This window comes from Bradyrhizobium sp. AUGA SZCCT0160 (genome assembly GCF_018130105.1).
In the GTDB taxonomy this organism is placed as follows: domain Bacteria; phylum Pseudomonadota; class Alphaproteobacteria; order Rhizobiales; family Xanthobacteraceae; genus Bradyrhizobium.
Genome location: NZ_JAFCMD010000021.1, coordinates 19,514 through 36,775 on the forward strand (window position 1 = coordinate 19,514; position 17,262 = coordinate 36,775).

Consider the following 17,262-nt stretch of genomic DNA (forward strand, 5'->3'; position numbering starts at 1 on the left):
GAAAGCGCCCACTCTCCAATGGATACCGAACTCATCCTGATGCAGCTCTTCTCCGGAGTTACCCTCGGCGCGATCCTCGTGCTCACTGCGCTCGGCCTGTCAATCATCTTCGGCATGCTGGGCGTCGTGAACTTCGCGCATGGCGCGCTGTTCATGGTCGGCGCCTATGCGGGACTGTGGGTTGCGTCGCTGACCGGCAGCTTCTGGTGGGGGCTGCTGGTCGCCCCGGTCATGATCGGCCTGTTCGGGATGTTGATCGAGTATCTCCTGGTGCGTCCGCTGTATGGCCGCTCGATCGACGACCCGCTTCTGCTCACCTTCGGGCTCAGCTACGTGCTCGTGGAGGGCGTGCGGATCGTGTTCGGCAGCGACGGCATCCCGTTCCCGACGCCATCGTCGCTCACCGGCGTGGTCGATCTTGGCGTCGGATTCTTCCCGATCTATCGGATCTTCGTCGTCGGCGTCGTCTTTATCGTGGTGCTGCTGCTGTGGCTGGGCCTCGAGAAGACCAGGTTCGGGCTGATCGTGCGTGCCGGCGCCCGCGACCCGACAATGATGCGGGTGCTGGGCGTCGATATCAGCAAGGTGTGGTTGCTGGTGTTCGGTCTCGGCGTCGGGTTGGCCTCGCTGGGCGGGGTCCTGTCGGGGCCGATGCGCAGCGTCAATCCGGAAATGGGGGCGCTGGTGCTCGCGGAAGCCTTCGTCGTGACCGTGATCGGCGGGCTTGGCTCGCTGCTGGGGTCGATCATCGCCGGTCTGGTGGTCGGAATCGTGATCAGCATGACCGCGCTGTTCGCGCCGGAAATGGCCACCATCGTGATGTTCGCATTGATGGCGTTGGTCCTTTTGATCCGGCCACAAGGCCTGTTCGGAAAACTCGCGTGAGGGAACCAACCATGACATCCCCGGCGCTCGCCGCATCTATGCCATCAAGCGTGCGAAAGCCCGCCCGATTGAAATCGCTGGTGACGACCTATCGCGTTCCCTTGTCGATCATCGCACTTTGCCTGTTGCCATGGCTGCTCCCGTCCAAGGCGCTGGCGGTCAACGTCCTGGTCTATGGCGTCGTCGCGATCGGTTATAACCTTCTGTTCGGCTATACAGGCCTGCTGTCGTTCGGACACGCGGCGTTCGTCGGCGCTGGTGCCTACATCACCGGTATCGCCATCGGTCATTTCGGCGTGCCCTGGTACGCGGCGATCCTGCTCGGTGTCACGGGTGGCGGGCTGCTGGCATTCGCGATCGGTGCCCTGTCGACGCGGACGCGCGGAATCTACTTTTCGATGGTCACGCTAGCTTTGGCGCAACTCGTTTATTACGTCGCGCTACAGGCGTCGTCCTGGACAGGTGGCGAGAACGGGCTGCGTGGCTTTACCGTGAACAAGATCAATCTGCTCGGCTACGACGTCAACTTCCTGGATCCGGTGAACAAGTACTACGTGCTGATGACGTTTGCAGCGCTGGCGCTCTGGATCGTCTCACGCATTCTCAACTCGCCATTCGGCGCGGCGATCGAGGCAATCCGCGAAAACGAGCGACGTGCCAGCACCTGCGGCTACAATGTTGAGCGGACCAAGCTGCTGTCCTTCACCCTGTCGGGGACGATATGCGCGCTCGGCGGCACGATGTCGGCGCTTCATCTGGCCTTCGTGCCGCTGGATTCACTGCACTACCATGCTTCTGGCATGATCGTGATGATGACGCTGCTGGGCGGCGCCAGCAGCTTCTTCGGGCCCTTTGTCGGCGCCCTGGTCTTCCTCGTGATGGAGGACGTGTTCTCGCTGTGGACGTCACACTGGCAGATCATCGTCGGGTCGATCTTCGTGCTGTTCGTCCTGTTCCTGCCCAAGGGCATCTGGGGCACTTTTCTGGCAAGGGTGATGCGATGAGCGCGCCGCTTCTCGCCGTCGACGATATCGGAGTGAGGTTTGGCGGCTTCGTGGCGCTGCAAGGCGTCACGACCGCATTTCATCCGGGACGGGTAACGTCGATTATCGGCCCGAACGGTGCCGGAAAAAGCACGTTATTCAATGTGTTGTCGGGTGTCCTGACGCCGTCGAGCGGAACGATCCGTTTCAAGGGCCAGGACCTGAAGGGAACGCGGCAGCACGAATTCGTGCACCGGGGTATCGCGCGCTCGTATCAGATCACCAACATCTTTCCCGACCTCTCCGTGCACGAGAACGTGCGGGTTGCCGCCCAGGCAAGCCGGTCTCGCTACAACATCTGGACCAATCGGAAGCGCTTCTCCGAGCTGGACGTCCGGGCCGACGCGGCGCTCGAATCCGTAGGCCTGGTCGCCAAGCGCGACGAGATCGCCAAGTTTCTGGCACATGGTCAGCAACGCGCTCTCGAAATCGCAATCGCGCTGATCTCCGATCCCGAGGTTCTGTTGCTGGACGAGCCGACGGCGGGCATGGGACCGGAAGAGACCAAGGAGATGGTCGCGCTACTGGAAAGGCTCGCCGCGGCGCGAACGATCCTCCTGGTCGAGCACAAGATGAAGATGATTCTTGGCCTCAGCGATCGGATCCTGGTGCTGCACCATGGGCGGCTCATCGCCGACGGCTCGCCGCGTGACATCCAGACGGATCCGGAAGTCCGTCGCGTATATCTGGGACAGAACGATGGCTATGCTTGAAACCAAGGACCTGCAAGCCTGGTATGGCGCGAGCCATACGCTTCACGGCGTCTCAATCGCGGTAGAGCAGGGCGAAGTCGTGGCTCTGGTCGGTCGCAACGGCGCCGGCAAGACCACCACGATCCGCTCCATCATGGGGTTGATGCCGAAGACCACGGGCAGCATCGGCTTCGCCGGTGCGGACCTTCTGTCACTGCGCGCGCATGATCGCTTCCGATTGGGCCTTGCCTATGTGCCGGAAGAGCGCCGGATCATCCCTGGGCTTACGGTGCGCGAGAATCTTCAGCTGGGCCTCGTGGCCGCACGCGACCATATCGACGAGCGCGAGGCGATCGAGGAGATCGCGGAAAGCTTCCCGCGCCTCAAGGAACGCCTTGACCAGGAAGGCGTGACGATGTCCGGAGGGGAGCAGCAAATGCTTGCGATCGCCAGGGCCACGATCGCCAAGCCGAAGATGATCCTGCTCGACGAGCCATCGGAAGGCATCATGCCGGTGCTAGTCGAGGAGATGGGCGTACTGTTCCGCCGGTTGCGCGATCAGGGCGTCACGCTGCTGCTGGTCGAGCAGAATGTGGAATGGGCGCTTCGCCTCGCCGATCGCGCCATCATCATGGATCAGGGCGAGGTCGTCTATGAAAGCAGCTCCGCCGCGCTGCTCGCCGACAAAGCGATCCAGGAGCGTTATTGCGCGGTTTGATGCGCATCCTTGAAAACAGGTGATCCCATGCAGATGAACGACAGCCGGAGCGTGCCGGCTTCACGCGATAAGGTCTGGTCAGCGCTCAATGATCCCAATGTTCTAAAACAGTGCATTCCGGGTTGTCAGAGCCTCGAGATGACATCGCCGACCGACATGACGGCGACGGTTGTCATCAAGGTCGGACCGGTGAAGGCGACGTTCGGCGGCAAGGTCACGCTGAGCGATCTCGATCCGCCGAACAGTTACCGGATCACCGGTGAGGGCTCCGGCGGGGTTGCGGGTTTCGCCAAGGGCGGAGCTGCGATCAGGCTCGAAGCCGTCGGTGAGAACGAAACGGTCCTGCATGAGGTCGATTCGCAGATCGGCGGTAAATTGGCGCAACTTGGCGGGCGGTTGATCGATTCAACGGCAAAGAAGCTGGCCGGGGAGTTCTTCACGAAATTTGGGGCGGTCGTCTCCGCTTCGTGACAAATAAGGGCAACGGAGTATGTGATCCCGGCAATCGAGGTCGTGGATGCTCGCATTCAAGATCCTCGCAGCATTTTCGACACGATCTCTGACAACGGAGCATCGGCCGGTATTGTGCTCGGCGGCAGATCCGTATCTCCCAAAGAGATCGATCTGCGCTGGGCAGCTTGCATTCTGCATAAGAACGGCGAAGTCGAAGAGACTGGCTTGGCAGCCGGTGTCTTAGGGCGCCCGGCAATGGGGATCGCGTGGTTCGCCAACAAGCTGGGCTCATTCGGGATTGAGATGGAGCGGGTCAGACAGTATTGACAGGATCGTTCATTTAGCGAGGAGACGTCTTTCACGCGGACTTCGGTCGGCTGGGTAGCGTAGCCGATGCGCAAGGGATTCTGTTCGCCAAGCGCGGAAGGCCACGGAAGTAAGCCGCCGCAGTTGGAAGTCCAAGGTTCAAAGGTTGCCAGTGCCATTAGGCGACTCGAACGGACCTCAATGCTACCTTTGGGTTGCAGTCCGCGGTATCACAGTGCTTTTTGCAGCGTCGTATCTTCCAACCGGGCAGTCATCAGTTGGACTGAGCTTGTCGAAACGCCGGCTGCGTAGGCGGCCTTTCCCGGCATTCTTGAGCATAGCGGAGTAGGGCCTCGCTAGTTTTCTCATCCAGGATCGATCGTGCCAAACGCTCGGCGCGGGAAGCTTGATCAAGAAGATTCGTCGTTGCACCTCTCGGGCACAAGTTGAAACAAATGCCTTCGTTCCGAGTATCCTCTCGTCAGGCTTAAGGCTCTGTGAATGAGATCACACGAGAGCGGCTGGCGGCCCTGATCTTGGGAAATGGAGACTGCCTTGCCTGCGCTCCGGATCGCGCCAGCGTCCGCAAATTGGCGCAAAGCGGTCGTTAAGGGCTTGCAGTTAGACCGTACGTTGGCTGGATCTAGCTCAAACTTCCCCATGATGGATTGGACCGACTGATGCGGATTAAAGCAGCGTCCTCCCTAACGCGGCTTTTCAGGACGATCCCTGCGTCATTCCAGCAGCCATGCGTACTACGAACTGTCTCCCAGCGGAGACGGTTCCTTCGGGGCGGGGTCGCGCACGCCCGAGCCAATCCCGCAACGCACGATCTTGGGTAATCGATGCGCCCAGCGCAGTGAATACTGCACTGCTTATTGTTTGCTGCTGGCTCCGTAGATGGTTCTCTAGAAGCTTGTGTCGGGTGATGTAGCCCGCGTTCACGCCAGGGATGGCATGGTTCATCAGGAGTTTGGCATCGATTTCTGAAACGCCCGCCGCCGTTGCGATCGTCCGGAAGGTCTGGCGGAGATCATTGCCCCACTTCGAGAGTATCTCACGGTCCTCCTTTGTCTCGGCCAAGTGCCCCGATTCACTGTCCGCCGGAAAGACCCATTCTAAGGCCTGCACAGGATGCATCTGCCTGCCTAACCGAATTGCTCGGATGAGGCACAGGATCATCTGGCGAGAGAGCGGTATATCGAAGGCTTTTTTCCTGCCGCCCTTTGGCTTTGGAATGTGCAACGTGCGTCGCCAAAAATCTATGTGATTAGGCTTAATCTGCTGCAACGCAGCGGGGCGAGACCCGCACAGAAGAGTAAAGAGGTGGAACTCCCGGCGCACCGGATTCTCGAGGGATGCGAGCTCCATGAACCAGCCGCCCAGGTCGGCCGATCCCATCCCCGTGTTGCGCCGCTCCTCCTCATTCCAGTCGACCGCATCCGCGGGATTGTCGGCCGGCAAGGACCTATTGGTCTTCCGGGCGTGATTGTAGATCGCGCGTAACGTTCGCATGCAGCCATTGGCCATGTACGGGCCGTTCTCCCGTGTGACGTCATCGTGCTTTTTTGCCATCCGAGCCGGGTCCATTGCGAGTTCATGCAGGGAAGTGTCGAGCCATTCGGCAAATACCCGTTCGACATGGTCGCGGTAGCCGCTAATGGTCACTTCGCTCCGTCCCTTGCGGATCAGATGAGCCTCCAGATACCGCTGCCAAGCCTCCCTAAGGGTGACGCCAGCGATAGCACCGCCACATGCGCCGTTTGGAGCGGGACTACCCGCTTCGGGTCGTTTGTCGTCCCTCGGGTGTCGCCCTTGGCTGATCCGAGCCAAGTATGCCTTCGCTATGCCGCGCGCAGCTCGCGTTGACATCTCGCCGGCATTGCCGATGGAGACCCTGACCGAAGAAGCGCGTTTGCCTCCTTGGCGGAGGTCGCCCTGGACGGTGAACGTCCGTTTTCGTTTTCCAATGACGACAAAGAAACCCTTCAAATCCGTGTCCCGCGCCAAATACCAACCGTCTTTTGGTGCGGGCAATTGAGCAATCGTTTTGTCAGTCAGAGCAATTCGAATGTCAGGCATGAGCAGAATCCAAGGGCGCTAAAACGGTTTTCAAACGGTGTTAGCGGATCAAGCAGTTCGAAGGTTTGAATTCGATGAAGCGCGAAAATATGCGCAAAGCACCTATAAACAAAGGCCTTCGTGAGCTCGCGTCGCACTAAGGCGTGCATTTGGAAACTGCAGAGAAGAGTTCATTTTGAACTCTTAATCATCGGGTCCCAGGTTCGAGCCCTGGTGCGCCCACCAAGCCCTTCAAGAACTTGGCCAGATAGCCGCAGACCGCGAACCGTTGGCGCGGTCGCGGCCGAGCAATATCTGAATGCTCCGCATGGCGGATCAGCAGTCAGGAAGTCAATGGACGGGGGCGAGCGTCCGCTTCAGCTTGTTGATGGCGCGAACGGCCAGACCGAGCGGGAACGGACTGGTCTGGCGGAAGACGGCGACCTTCTTCACATAGCCCTCGACATGCCATTTGGCGTGGGCACCGTTGTGGAAAACGATCACGTCACCGACGCCGTAACGTTTCGGTGGCATGCCCTTGCTCTCAAGCACGATCGATCCTTCCTGGATCACGATGGTCTCGTCGACATCGTAGTACCAGTTGAATTTGCCCTCGGTGCAGGACCAGATCACGGTTGTGGCAGCGCCGTCCGCGCTGGTCGACAGCACATGCGAGCGGGCTTCCGGATTGCCTTCAAGGATCCAGGATGGCTCGATCGGCGACGGCTTGAGATCCACGTTCAAATGGCCGGTTTCAATAAGCGCAAGCGGCATCGATCACCTCAGCGGATTGAATAAGTAGGCACGGCTCAACAGCGTCCCGGCCACGCGAGTTGCAGATTGCCAATTCTCGCGCGGCGGATGGATTAGATTACCCCAAAAAGAACGAAGAGTGGTCGCTCAACGCGGGTTACCTCCAAAGAGGCAGCTCAGGCGCCGTGTCGAAACTCGAGATGAAGCTAGAATGCGGCTGGCGCCCGGCGAAAAGGGTCGATGATGCGACGAAGCCGGTGCGACAAGGAGGCCGGCTATGCTTCGAGGTTTCAAGGTTCGTTCCGCCGAGCGCGATGCTCGGACCGATAGCGAACGGTTCGGTTCGATTTCGGCCGCGATTAGCGCTGCGGTTGCGTCAGTTCAGAAGGAGAGGGACGCGTTGCGCGGGCGAGTAGATGCGGCCCGCGATCTGGCTTCCTTTGCCGCGGGCACGGACTACGAGGAATATCTGACCCGGGATGCCAGGGACGCGTCCATGATCAAGGAATACGAGTCGCAGATGATAGCCGGCGAAAAGCGCGTGCAGGAGCTGGAGAGCCAGCTTGGCAGTCTGATCGCTGTTCGGGAGGTTTTCAGCCGCTGCTTCCCCGGCATGTCAGGGTAGGCGGACGTGAGGGCCGGCGACGTCTAGAGCGTTTTCGAGCGAAGTGGATACCGGTTCGCGTGAAGAAAACGCGTCAAAACAAGAGTCTAGAGCTTCGGTTCTGATTCAATCAGAACCGATAATGCTCTAGGCGGTGTTGCCGGCGTCCACCGTCAGCACAGTGCCGGTGATGTTCCGGCCGCCTTCGCCCAGGAGATACTCGACCATGGAAGCGATGTCGTCGGCCTCGGGCAGGCGGCGCAACGCGCTGCGGCCGGCGATCCGCCGGCGGCCGTCGTCGTCCAGGGATTTGGTCAGTTCGGTGTCGACGAAGCCGGGCGCGATCGCGTTCACGGTGATGCCGAGCTTGCCGACCTCGCGGGACAGCGAACGGGTGAATCCGCCGGCCGCTGCCTTGGACGCGCCGTAGACGGACAAGCCGTTGTAGCCGGTAGAGGCGATGATGGAGGAGATGTTGACGATGCGCCCGGCGCCGTCGGCCATCATATGGCGCACCACGTATTTGGTCAGAACGATCGGCGACAGCACGTTCAGACGGATCAACGCCTCGATCTCCGAATTGCGCGTGTTGGCCAGCAGCCCTTCGCTGCTGATCCCGGCATTGTTGACGAGACCGTAGATCGCGCCGAAGGCGTCGCGCAGCTCCTTCACGAAGGCGGGAATCTTGTCGGTCTGGCCGAGGTCGAACGCCCTGAAGTGCAGTCGGTCCGCTCCCGCCTCGCGGATGGCCTGTCCCAGCTCCTCGCTCTGGCGGCGCGCGACCGCGACCACATTGTAGTCGCCGGATGCGGCAAGCCTGCGTGCAATCGCAAGCCCGATGCCGCGACTGCCGCCCGTGACGAGGACGTTATGCATCGGCGCGCGTCAGTTTGCCGGCTGCCGTCAGGTCGAGCCGCTCGACGAAGCGGATCACCGCAGGCACCTTGTATGCTGCCAGCGCGTCGTTGCACCGGCTGAGAATCTCCGTACGGATCGTCTCGTGGCGACCAGCGTCGGTGCCGTCGGCGAGGACGATGTCGGCGACCACGATGGCGCCAGTGATCGGGCTCCTGCGCGACCGGGCGCGCGACATTCGCACGCACTCGTGTCGATTGATCACGGTCTCGACCTCCTCGGGATGGACCTTCAGCCCGCCGATGTTGATGATGCCGGTGCGCCGGCCGACAAAATAGTAGCGCTCGTCGCGCAGTTCGACCAGGTCACCGGTGTCGACGAAGCCCTCGGCGTCGGTGAGCTGCGGCGCGCCGGTGCCGACATAGGAGCGTGCCGTGCGGTGAGAGCGGATCCGAAGCGAGCCGTCGACGACCTTCATCTCGACGCCGTCGCGGTTCCGTCCGATCAGGTCGGCAGGAAAACCCTCGCGCCCGTCGTTGACCGCGAAACCAACGCCGGCCTCGGTCGAGGCATAGGCATGGCCGATCGATGCCTGCGGAAACGCCCGGGCGAGGCCGTCGAGCACCGCCTGGTCGGCGATTTCGCCGGACAGGCGGACATAGCGTGGCGAGAAGTCCGCGACCGCGCTGCTCATCAGGAGCTTGCGCCAGTGCGACGGTGTCCCGGAAACGTGGGTGACGGCGCCCGCGCGCAGCCGTGCCACGTGATCGACGATGGCTTCCCTGGGCTCCGACAGCACCATCGATCCGCCGCCGATCACCGCGCGCAGGAAGATCTGCAGGCCGCCGTAGCGACGGATGTCGTAGAACGTCGCCCAGGTCGCGTTCTGATAGCGCGCAGCTCCGTCGGCGATGATTGCGCCGGCCAGCCCGTCGAGCGTATGGCCGACGATCTTGGGCGGCCCGGATGTGCCGGAGGTCAGCATCAGCCACTCGGTCGCGCGTTCGGTCTTCCATCCCGCACCCGGCCGTTCAGGCAGACCGGCGCCGACGACCAGGTACGCGCCGTCATCGCATCGGTGCAGCGGCCTGTCGGTCACGATGGCGTCGATCTCGGCATCCGCAAGCAAGGCCTCGATGTGATCCGGATCGAGGTCGGGCGGGCACAAAAGCATGCGGCGGGCGATGCCGTCGAGCTCGATCATCGCGAGCGCAGACTGCAGCTGTCCCGACGTCGCAAGCATCACCGAGCGGCCGGACAGCTCGCGATATCTGCCGATCAGACAGCTGTGCCCGAGAATGTCGGTCAGCGATATGACGTGCCGGGCATCGGAAATCGTGCGGCCCTTCAGCTCCGGGCCGAGATATTCGCGCAGTGCTAGGACGTCAGGCTGGGACATTCTCGTATGCTCTGATGAACTCGCCGACGGTCGACGGGAAGGCGGCGTCCTCCGCGATGGTGAACGGATCGATGCCGAGATCGTCCTCCAGCCGCGCGACCAGGATCGCGAACGCCAACGAATCGAACCCGGTGTCCTGCAGCGCCAGATCATCCCGGAGCGGCGGAAGGGTGACCTTTTGCTCTTCAGCGATCTGCTGCATCGCCGAGAAAATCCTCAACTTTACCGACATGAACACCTCACCTCTTCAAAAAGCGGCTCTTCGAGCCGATGCTAAAACCTGATTCCGCCCTCCACGACGCGCGCGTAGACGGCCCGGTCGATCGAACGATAGGCGCCGGTCGCCGGATCGCGCAGGAACAGCCGGTCGTTCACGACCGAAGGATCGAATCCCTCGCGGATCAACCGCTGCTTGTTCCTCTTGAAGGTCTCGGTGGCGTCGAGTTCCGCGCAGAACCTGACGAAGACCGGAAGGGCATAGACCGGGAGCCGGCGCGACAGCTGTTCCGCGAAGATCCCAAGATCGAAATGCTGGTCCACGACCAAAGCCGCCATGCCGGCGCGTCCGTCGGCACCGGGGACGGCGGCCCCGTAGGTTGAGGCGTCAACAACGCCGGGGCAGTCCATGATCGCGTCGTTCACCTCGCTGGTCGCGACGTTCTCGCCCTTCCAACGGAAGGTGTCGCCGACCCGGTCGACGAAATAGAAGTAGCCCTGCTGATCACGAAGCATCAGATCGCCGGTCCGGAACCAGGCATCGCCTTCCGCAAACACGTCGCGGAGAATCTTCTTCTCGGTCTCGGCCGGCTCCGTATAGCCTTCGAAAGGTCCGCCGCCCCGATCTGCGGTGCCGATGCGCCCGATTGCCTCGCCGACCTCGCCGTGGGTGCAGGCGATGCAGAGCCCGTCGTCGCCGCGGACCGGGCTGCCGCTGTCGGCATCGACCTTCACGATCGAGGCGGGAAAGCGATGCGCCAGCAGCGGCGGGATACGGCCGATCGCGCCGGGTTTTCCTTCGAAGTTGAATAGCGAAAAATTACCTTCCGTCGCGGCGTAGAATTCCAGGACCTGCGGAATCGCGAACCGCTTCGCGAACGCCTCCCAGATGTCGCCGCGCAATCCATTGCCGACGGCCAGCCGCAGCCCGTGTCCGACCTCTAGCCCGGACGCCGGTGCGTTCAGAAGGTAGCGGCAGAGTTCACCGATATACTGGAAGACGGTGCAGTCGAAATACATGATGTCGTCCCAGAAGTCTTCCGCGGAGAACTTCTCGGCGATCACGACTGAACCGCCGGCGCGAAGCATGCTGCAAGGCGCGACGACACCGCCCACCGAATGATGGAGCGGCAGGCAATCGTAAAGGCGGTCGTGGATGGAAGCGTCTGTCAGCCCGGCAAACCATCCTCCCCAACTGAGGATGCGGCGATGACTGACGTTTACCGCCTTTGGCAATCCCGTGGTGCCGGAGGTGTAGATCAGCAGGGCGCGTTCATTGATCGTGACGTCGCCGCGCTCGACGGAGGATAGCGGGCGTGGATCCGTGCCGGCGAGCGCCGCATCCAGATCGGCGCCAGCGCTGCCGGGACCCAGTCTCCAGATCTGGGGCACGCGATCAAGGTGCGGACGTGCGGCTTCGAACGCATTCATGCAATCGGCGGCAAGAACGATGTGGTCGGCACGGGCAACGTCGATGCAGTGGGCAAGGGACCGGCCGACCAGGCGGGTGTTGATTAGCGCCACCGTACCGCCAACGCTGCTGATGCCGAGCCAGCAGGCAACGTACTCCGGCCGGTTCGGCATCAGCAGACAGACGGTGTCGCCGGCGCGGACGCCCAGGCTCCGCGCCCAACGCGCATATTGGCTGATCCGGGCGCTGAGTTCCCCGTAGGTGAAGGATTGGCGGTCGGAGAGCAGTGCAGGGCGTTCGGGTTGCCGTTTCGCCCATTCTTCCACGACGTCGGCGAACAGCCGTTGCGGCTCGGTCTCGATCCGCGAGGTCAGTTCGATGGCCTTCAGCCAGGCTTTGGTGGCAGACGGTCTGTGTCGCGAGTCACCGCTTTCAGTCGCCCGCTGAGCTGCGCCTGCTTTCATGATCTGACCCAGATGATTTCGATCGTTGTTCGCGCCGACCAGGTCGCGAGGCGGTAGAGCTGCGGCGGAAGGAGCGACGAGGCGCACCGGACCGCGCGCGATCTTGCGATCACTGTCGATGAGGTTTCGCTCGATCGCACAAGACGCATCTCTGTCCAACTCCCTTATCCCGTCGCGGGTCCGAGTTGGTTGAGGATCATAACCTCCAGCGTCTTCACCGATTGGAAATTCTCGGGCGTGATCTCGGGCTGGGGAAGGGTGAGATCGAACTCGGCTTCGACCTTGAGCATCAGCGCGACCATATCCATCGAGTCCAGTCCGATATCCACCAGCCGGGATTCCGGGTGGACATCCGCGATGATAGCGTTCTGCGCGAGAACGTTCCTGACGACGGAAAGAACACGCTCTTGGACGTTTGCGGCAAAGTCTTGCATTTCAGCTCCACTCATCGCGTGACGGGGCAGATCATGATGGACGTGACGATACCTGACTGCAGCTCAGGTCAGTAGCTCCACTTCGGGGGTACCCCGCTTGGGAGCACGTTCTCGGTAACATCCACCTTTGCGCCGCCGACTCCGCAACTGCGGTCGGTTAGATTGCCGCCGTCGAACTCGCGCGGAATTCATCTCGACCCGGTTCGGGTCTCCGACCATCAAACAAATGGGAGCCGTTGGGCCATGAATGTGCAGGAAGTCCAGTTCCGCAGCCTCGCCCGGGAAAGCAGCCGAGTACCATTCTCTCCCGATCGCGCCTCGTTCCAGCAGCGGGCTGCCGCCGTCGCGGAGGCTGCGGCGTCGGAGGCCGAAGCGGTCGACCGCGAGGCACGCTTCCCGCTGAAGGCGATCGACGCGGCGCGCGCGGAAAGACTTCTAGGCGCCCAGATCCCGATCGAGTTCGGCGGCGACGGCGCGTCGATTTCCGAGGTGGCCGACATGTGCTACGCGCTCGGACGCGCCTGCGCTTCGGCCGGGATGATCTTCGCGATGCATCAGACCAAGATCGCCTGTCTGGTCCGTCACGGCGCGGGCAGCAGCTGGCACGAACGGCTCATGCGCCGCGTGGCGGCCGAACAAATGCTCCTGGCGTCTTCGACCACGGAAGGCCAGAACGGTGGAAACATACGCTTCAGCTCGGCTGCGGTGGAGCGCGAGGGCGCCGAGATCTCGCTGGTGCGCGACGCGACGGTGATTTCCTACGGCGCCGAGGCGGACGGCATCGTAACCATCGCCCGCCGCTCCGACGACGCCACCGGATCCGATCAGGTACTGTTGGCCATCACACGTGACGACTACACGCTGGAGCAAACTCTCGCATGGGAGACGCTCGGCATGCGTGGCACCTGCAGCGCCGGCTTCAAGCTGAGCTTCAAGGGCTCCGCGGAACAGATATTCCCCGTGGCATACGAAAAGGTCCATGCGCAGACCATGACGCCCGTCGCGCACCTATGCTGGTCGTCGGTCTGGGCGGGAATCGCGGCTGCGGCGGTGGACCGGGCGCAGCTCTTCATCCGCAAGGCCGCCCGCGGGGCCGGCGGCAACTTGCCTCCCGGCGCGCCGCATTTTACCGCCGCCAAGATGACTCTGACGAAACTGCGCGCCATCATCGCCGCGAACCTCGACTCCTTTGCAGCTCGCGAACAAGACGAGCGCGCGCTTTCGTCCATCGACTTCCAGTCCTCGATCAACCTTCTCAAGGTGGAGGCCTCGGAACTCGCGGTCACGGTCGTCATGCATGCGATGCGCGCGTGCGGCCTGTCCGGCTATCGCAACGACACCGACGTCAGTGTCGGCCGCCATCTCCGCGACGTGCTGTCGGCTCCGATCATGATCAACAACGATCGCATCCTTGCCAGCATGGGGAGCGCCACTCTGATGAGCGCTGTCCCGGCGTCACTGCGCGATTGATTTTTTTTCTCTAGGAAATGGGGTTGATATGAACGTAGCCATGTTTGCTGCACCGGCGGAACCCACTCAGGCTCAGGCTGATCCGCTGGACCATCTTGCCGACGTGCTGTTCCACAAGATGGGCTCTCCGGGTGTCTACGCCCGCACTGCGCTCTATGAAGACGTCGTGGAGCGGCTCGCGGCGCTGATCACGCGGCACCGCGAACCGGACACCGAGGTGATGCGCTTTCCTCCCGTCATGAGCCGCACGCAGCTTGAGAAGTCGGGTTATCTGAAGAGCTTTCCGAACCTGCTCGGCTGTGTCTGCGGCCTGCACGGCACGGACAGTGAGATCGACGCGGCGGTCAGCCGTTTCGATGCTGGCGGCGACTGGACCATGTCACTTTCACCGGCCGACCTCGTGCTGTCGCCGGCCGCCTGCTATCCGGTCTATCCGATCGCGGCGAGCCGGGGCCCCCTGCCGGCGGGCGGCTTATGCTTCGACGTGGCCGCCGATTGCTTCCGTCGCGAGCCCTCGCGCCATCTCGACCGGCTGCAGTCCTTCAGGATGCGCGAATACGTCTGCATCGGCAGCCCCGACCACGTCTCGGCGTTCCGGGAGCGTTGGATGGTGCGCGCTCAGGAGATCGCCCGCGATCTCGGACTGACCTTCAGGGTCGACTATGCCAGCGATCCGTTCTTCGGCCGGGTCGGCCAGATGATGGCGGTGAGCCAAAAGCAGCAGTCGCTGAAATTCGAGTTGCTGGTGCCTCTGCGCTCCGAGGAGCAACCGACTGCATGCATGAGCTTCAACTATCACCGCGATCACTTCGGCACCACCTGGGGCATTACGGACGCGACCGGTGAGCCGGCCCATACTGGTTGCGTGGCCTTCGGAATGGATCGTCTCGCCGTGGCCATGTTCCATACCCACGGCAAGTCCGTCGCAAGGTGGCCGACCGCGGTGCGGGATCTGCTCGGCTTCCCGCGGAACGACCGGTAGCCGACGTCGGCATTCGAGGAACTGAAATGCACCAACGAACTCCCGAGGTAGCCCGCGACAAAAGAGCCGAAGGGCCAACCTCTATGAAAAGAGAGACCCTCGCCGTACACGGCGGCTTCGACAACGATCCGACCACCAAAGCCGTCGCTGTGCCGATCTATCAGACCGCCTCGTATGCCTTCGACAGCGCCGACCATGGCGCCGCGCTCTTCAACCTCGAAGTGGACGGCTTTCGCTACACCCGAATCGGCAATCCGACCAACGCGGTGTTGGAGAAGCGCGTTGCCGCCCTGGAAGGAGGCGTCGAGGCGATGAGCGTGGCGTGTGGCCAGGCCGCGGTGAACTATGCGGTGGTCAACATCGCGGATATGGGCAGCAACATCGTCTCGGTCCCGCAGCTCTACGGCACCACGCATACGCTGTTCGCGCACATCCTGCCGAGGCAGGGCATCACGGTCCGGTTCTCGGAAGACGACAGTCCGGCGAGCATGGAGAAACTGATCGACGACGATACGCGAGCGGTGTTCTGCGAGAGCGTGGGAAATCCGGCCGGAAACGTTTGCGACATCGAAGCGATAGCCGAGGTCGCCCACAGGCATGGCGTGCCGCTGATCGTCGACAACACGGTTCCTACCCCGATCCTGCTCAGACCGATCGAATACGGAGCGGACATCGTGGTCGAGTCGCTGACGAAGTTCATGGGCGGGCACGGCACCACGCTCGGCGGAATCATCGTCGATAGCGGCAGGTTCCCATGGGCGAAACATCGCCGGCGCTTTCCGATGCTGAACGAGCCGGAGAAATCCTACCACGGGCTGGTCTTTACCGAGCGCTACGGGGCCGCCGCCTACATCGCCCGCTGCCGCGCCGTCTCGCAGCGGACCACCGGCTCCATCCTGGCACCCTTTAACGCTTTTCTGCTGCTCCAGGGCATCGAGAGCGTCGCGGTGCGGATCGAGCGGCACGTCGAGAATGGCGAGAAGGTCGCGCGGTTTCTGCGCGACGACCGCCGCGTCGGATGGGTCAACTACGCAGGCTTTGACGATAGTCCCTATCACGCGCTGACGCAGAAATATCTGGGCGGCCGCGCGTGTTCGCTGCTGACTTTCGGCGTGGCTGGAGGGTTCGAGGCCGGCAAGCGGTTCTACGACGCGCTGAAACTGTTCAAGCGGCTGGTCAACATCGGGGACGCGAAATCGCTTGCCTGCCACCCGGCATCGACCACCCACCGGCAGATGTCGCCCGAAGAGCAGGAACGGGCCGGCGTGCGGCCCGAGATGATCAGGCTGAGCGTTGGGATCGAGCACGCCGACGACATCATCGCCGACCTCGATCAGGCGCTCCGTGCCGCAGATTGAGTGCAGGTCAACCATGAAGGCATTCAGATGCCCGTCCTTGTAAATATAGACTCGTACGAACACCACCTTTTCTCAAGAGCGCGGAACGGAAGCGGCGCTGAGTCCCCCGGAAACCGGAAGGAATGCCTCGACATCGGGCTGATCAACAACATGTCGGATGCCGCCTTGATGTCCACCGAGCGCCAGCTGTTCGACCTGATCGGCGCGGCGGCCGGAGAGCTCCTGGTCAGGCTGCATTTCTACACGATGGAGACGACGCCCCGTTCGGACTGGGGGCGCGATTACGTGCGTCGCTACTACCGTGGCACCGACGATCTGCTGAACAGGAGCCTGGACGGAGTGATCGTGACCGGCGCCGAACCAAAAGCCGCCAACCTGCCGGAAGAACCATACTGGTCCAGCTTCGTCCAAATCATCGACTGGGCCAGGGAGAGCACCGTCTCTTCGGTGTTTTCCTGTCTGGCCGTCCATGGTGCCGTCCTGCACCTGGATGGTGTGGAGCGCCACAAGCTGCCTGCGAAATGCATCGGCGTCTTCGCTCAAACGAAGACGAGAGATCATCCCTTGATGCGCAATGTTCCGGCGACCTTCAGAACGCCGCACGCCCGGTGGAACGAGGTGCAGGAGAGGGCTGTCGAGAGCTGCGGATATTCCGTTCTCACCAAGTCGGCAGAGGCCGGCGTCGACTGCTTCGTCAAGCAACAGAGAAAGAGTCTCTTCGTCAATTTCCAGGGCCATCCGGAGTACGACACCCATAGCCTGTTGGCTGAGTTCAGAAGGGACATGGGTCGTTTCCTCCGGAGCGAGAGCGAGGTCTGTCCGACGATACCGAGCGGCTATTTCGCCTCGGAGGCGGAAGAGATTCTGACGGCCTTCCGGCGGAAAGCCCTTTCCGACAGAAGTCCGGAGCTTTTCGCCGATTTCCCGGTCGACCAACTGGCGAAGGATCTGAGAAACGCCTGGCATCAGCCGGCCAGGCGCATTTACCGCAACTGGCTGCTGTACATGGCCTCGCAGCGAGCTGGACGCTCAAAGCCGTTTGCCTTCAACGGAAGTTATCGAACGAGGCCCAGGCCTGCCGCGGCGTAGATCATGGGTGCGTGCGGGCAACATGGAGAACCGGAGCAACGGCCGCGATCTGCTAGCCGGGCTCTCGCT

Annotated in this window: 18 protein-coding genes; 11 read left to right on the forward strand and 7 right to left on the reverse strand. The window is 62.2% G+C overall.

Annotated elements, in window-relative coordinates; all coding sequences use genetic code 11:
* The first annotated feature begins 18 nt into the window (after positions 1 to 18).
* The 6 genes from JQ558_RS27985 to JQ558_RS28010 are packed head-to-tail and all read left to right on the forward strand — an operon-like array spanning position 19 to position 4,118.
* Entirely contained in the window at positions 19 to 885 is an 867-nt protein-coding gene (locus JQ558_RS27985; RefSeq protein ID WP_212295801.1) for a branched-chain amino acid ABC transporter permease, read from the forward strand.
* A gap of 38 nt (positions 886 to 923) precedes the next feature.
* A complete protein-coding gene (locus JQ558_RS27990; protein ID WP_212295871.1) occupies positions 924 to 1,889 on the forward strand; it encodes a branched-chain amino acid ABC transporter permease in 966 nt (321 codons plus the stop codon).
* Positions 1,886 to 2,641 carry an ABC transporter ATP-binding protein gene (locus JQ558_RS27995; RefSeq protein WP_212295869.1) on the forward strand — a complete coding sequence of 252 codons (756 nt, stop codon included), beginning with the start codon at positions 1,886 to 1,888 and terminating at the stop codon, positions 2,639 to 2,641. Before JQ558_RS27990 ends, JQ558_RS27995 begins: the two co-directional genes overlap by 4 nt.
* Positions 2,634 to 3,338: an ABC transporter ATP-binding protein gene (locus tag JQ558_RS28000; protein ID WP_212295870.1), complete on the forward strand. Its 705-nt coding sequence runs from the start codon at positions 2,634 to 2,636 to the stop codon at positions 3,336 to 3,338. The genes JQ558_RS27995 and JQ558_RS28000 overlap by 8 nt, the downstream gene beginning before the upstream one ends.
* A 33-nt stretch (positions 3,339 to 3,371) precedes the next feature.
* The gene (locus tag JQ558_RS28005; protein ID WP_249142679.1) at positions 3,372 to 3,809 is read left to right on the forward strand and encodes a CoxG family protein; all 438 of its coding nucleotides are present in this window, start codon (positions 3,372 to 3,374) and stop codon (positions 3,807 to 3,809) included.
* Positions 3,810 to 3,830: 21 nt separating this feature from the next.
* A complete protein-coding gene (locus JQ558_RS28010; protein WP_212295803.1) occupies positions 3,831 to 4,118 on the forward strand; it encodes a hypothetical protein in 288 nt (95 codons plus the stop codon).
* Between the two features lie 696 nt (positions 4,119 to 4,814).
* Here the strand turns inward: JQ558_RS28010 and JQ558_RS28015 are convergent.
* Positions 4,815 to 6,179, reverse strand: coding sequence for an integrase family protein (locus JQ558_RS28015; RefSeq protein WP_212295804.1), 1,365 nt, complete (start codon positions 6,177 to 6,179; stop codon positions 4,815 to 4,817).
* A 330-nt stretch (positions 6,180 to 6,509) separates the two neighbouring features.
* The gene (locus tag JQ558_RS28020) at positions 6,510 to 6,932 is read right to left on the reverse strand and encodes a cupin domain-containing protein (protein WP_212215072.1); all 423 of its coding nucleotides are present in this window, start codon (positions 6,930 to 6,932) and stop codon (positions 6,510 to 6,512) included.
* A 256-nt stretch (positions 6,933 to 7,188) separates the two neighbouring features.
* Here JQ558_RS28020 and JQ558_RS28025 point away from each other — a divergent pair, with 256 nt between their 5' ends.
* Complete coding sequence (locus tag JQ558_RS28025; RefSeq protein ID WP_212215073.1) at positions 7,189 to 7,536, forward strand: hypothetical protein; 348 nt, start codon at positions 7,189 to 7,191, stop codon at positions 7,534 to 7,536.
* A 126-nt stretch (positions 7,537 to 7,662) separates the two neighbouring features.
* Here the strand turns inward: JQ558_RS28025 and JQ558_RS28030 are convergent, their stop codons facing one another.
* The 5 genes from JQ558_RS28030 to JQ558_RS28050 all read right to left on the reverse strand — a co-directional run bounded on the left by JQ558_RS28030 (position 7,663) and on the right by JQ558_RS28050 (position 12,294).
* The gene (locus JQ558_RS28030) at positions 7,663 to 8,391 is read right to left on the reverse strand and encodes an SDR family NAD(P)-dependent oxidoreductase (protein ID WP_212271846.1); all 729 of its coding nucleotides are present in this window, start codon (positions 8,389 to 8,391) and stop codon (positions 7,663 to 7,665) included.
* Positions 8,384 to 9,769 (reverse strand): class I adenylate-forming enzyme family protein, encoded by a 1,386-nt coding sequence (locus JQ558_RS28035; RefSeq protein ID WP_212295805.1) that lies wholly within the window; start codon positions 9,767 to 9,769, stop codon positions 8,384 to 8,386. The genes JQ558_RS28030 and JQ558_RS28035 overlap by 8 nt, the downstream gene beginning before the upstream one ends.
* Positions 9,756 to 10,001: an acyl carrier protein gene (locus tag JQ558_RS28040; RefSeq protein WP_212263824.1), complete on the reverse strand. Its 246-nt coding sequence runs from the start codon at positions 9,999 to 10,001 to the stop codon at positions 9,756 to 9,758. Before JQ558_RS28040 ends, JQ558_RS28035 begins: the two co-directional genes overlap by 14 nt.
* Positions 10,002 to 10,042: 41 nt before the next feature.
* Positions 10,043 to 11,860 (reverse strand): long-chain-acyl-CoA synthetase, encoded by a 1,818-nt coding sequence (locus tag JQ558_RS28045; protein ID WP_212295806.1) that lies wholly within the window; start codon positions 11,858 to 11,860, stop codon positions 10,043 to 10,045.
* A gap of 164 nt (positions 11,861 to 12,024) precedes the next feature.
* Positions 12,025 to 12,294, reverse strand: coding sequence for an acyl carrier protein (locus JQ558_RS28050; protein ID WP_192738752.1), 270 nt, complete (start codon positions 12,292 to 12,294; stop codon positions 12,025 to 12,027).
* 243 nt (positions 12,295 to 12,537) lie between these two features.
* On the opposite strand from JQ558_RS28050, the gene JQ558_RS28055 reads away from it, so the two are divergent.
* The 4 genes from JQ558_RS28055 to JQ558_RS28070 all read left to right on the forward strand — a co-directional run bounded on the left by JQ558_RS28055 (position 12,538) and on the right by JQ558_RS28070 (position 17,193).
* Positions 12,538 to 13,764 carry an acyl-CoA dehydrogenase family protein gene (locus JQ558_RS28055; RefSeq protein ID WP_212271843.1) on the forward strand — a complete coding sequence of 409 codons (1,227 nt, stop codon included), beginning with the start codon at positions 12,538 to 12,540 and terminating at the stop codon, positions 13,762 to 13,764.
* Between the two features lie 28 nt (positions 13,765 to 13,792).
* A complete protein-coding gene (locus JQ558_RS28060; RefSeq protein ID WP_212295807.1) occupies positions 13,793 to 14,746 on the forward strand; it encodes an amino acid--[acyl-carrier-protein] ligase in 954 nt (317 codons plus the stop codon).
* 83 nt (positions 14,747 to 14,829) lie between these two features.
* The gene (locus JQ558_RS28065) at positions 14,830 to 16,104 is read left to right on the forward strand and encodes an O-acetylhomoserine aminocarboxypropyltransferase/cysteine synthase family protein (RefSeq protein WP_212295872.1); all 1,275 of its coding nucleotides are present in this window, start codon (positions 14,830 to 14,832) and stop codon (positions 16,102 to 16,104) included.
* Between the two features lie 27 nt (positions 16,105 to 16,131).
* Complete coding sequence (locus JQ558_RS28070; RefSeq protein WP_212295873.1) at positions 16,132 to 17,193, forward strand: homoserine O-succinyltransferase; 1,062 nt, start codon at positions 16,132 to 16,134, stop codon at positions 17,191 to 17,193.
* Positions 17,194 to 17,262 lie beyond the last annotated feature (69 nt).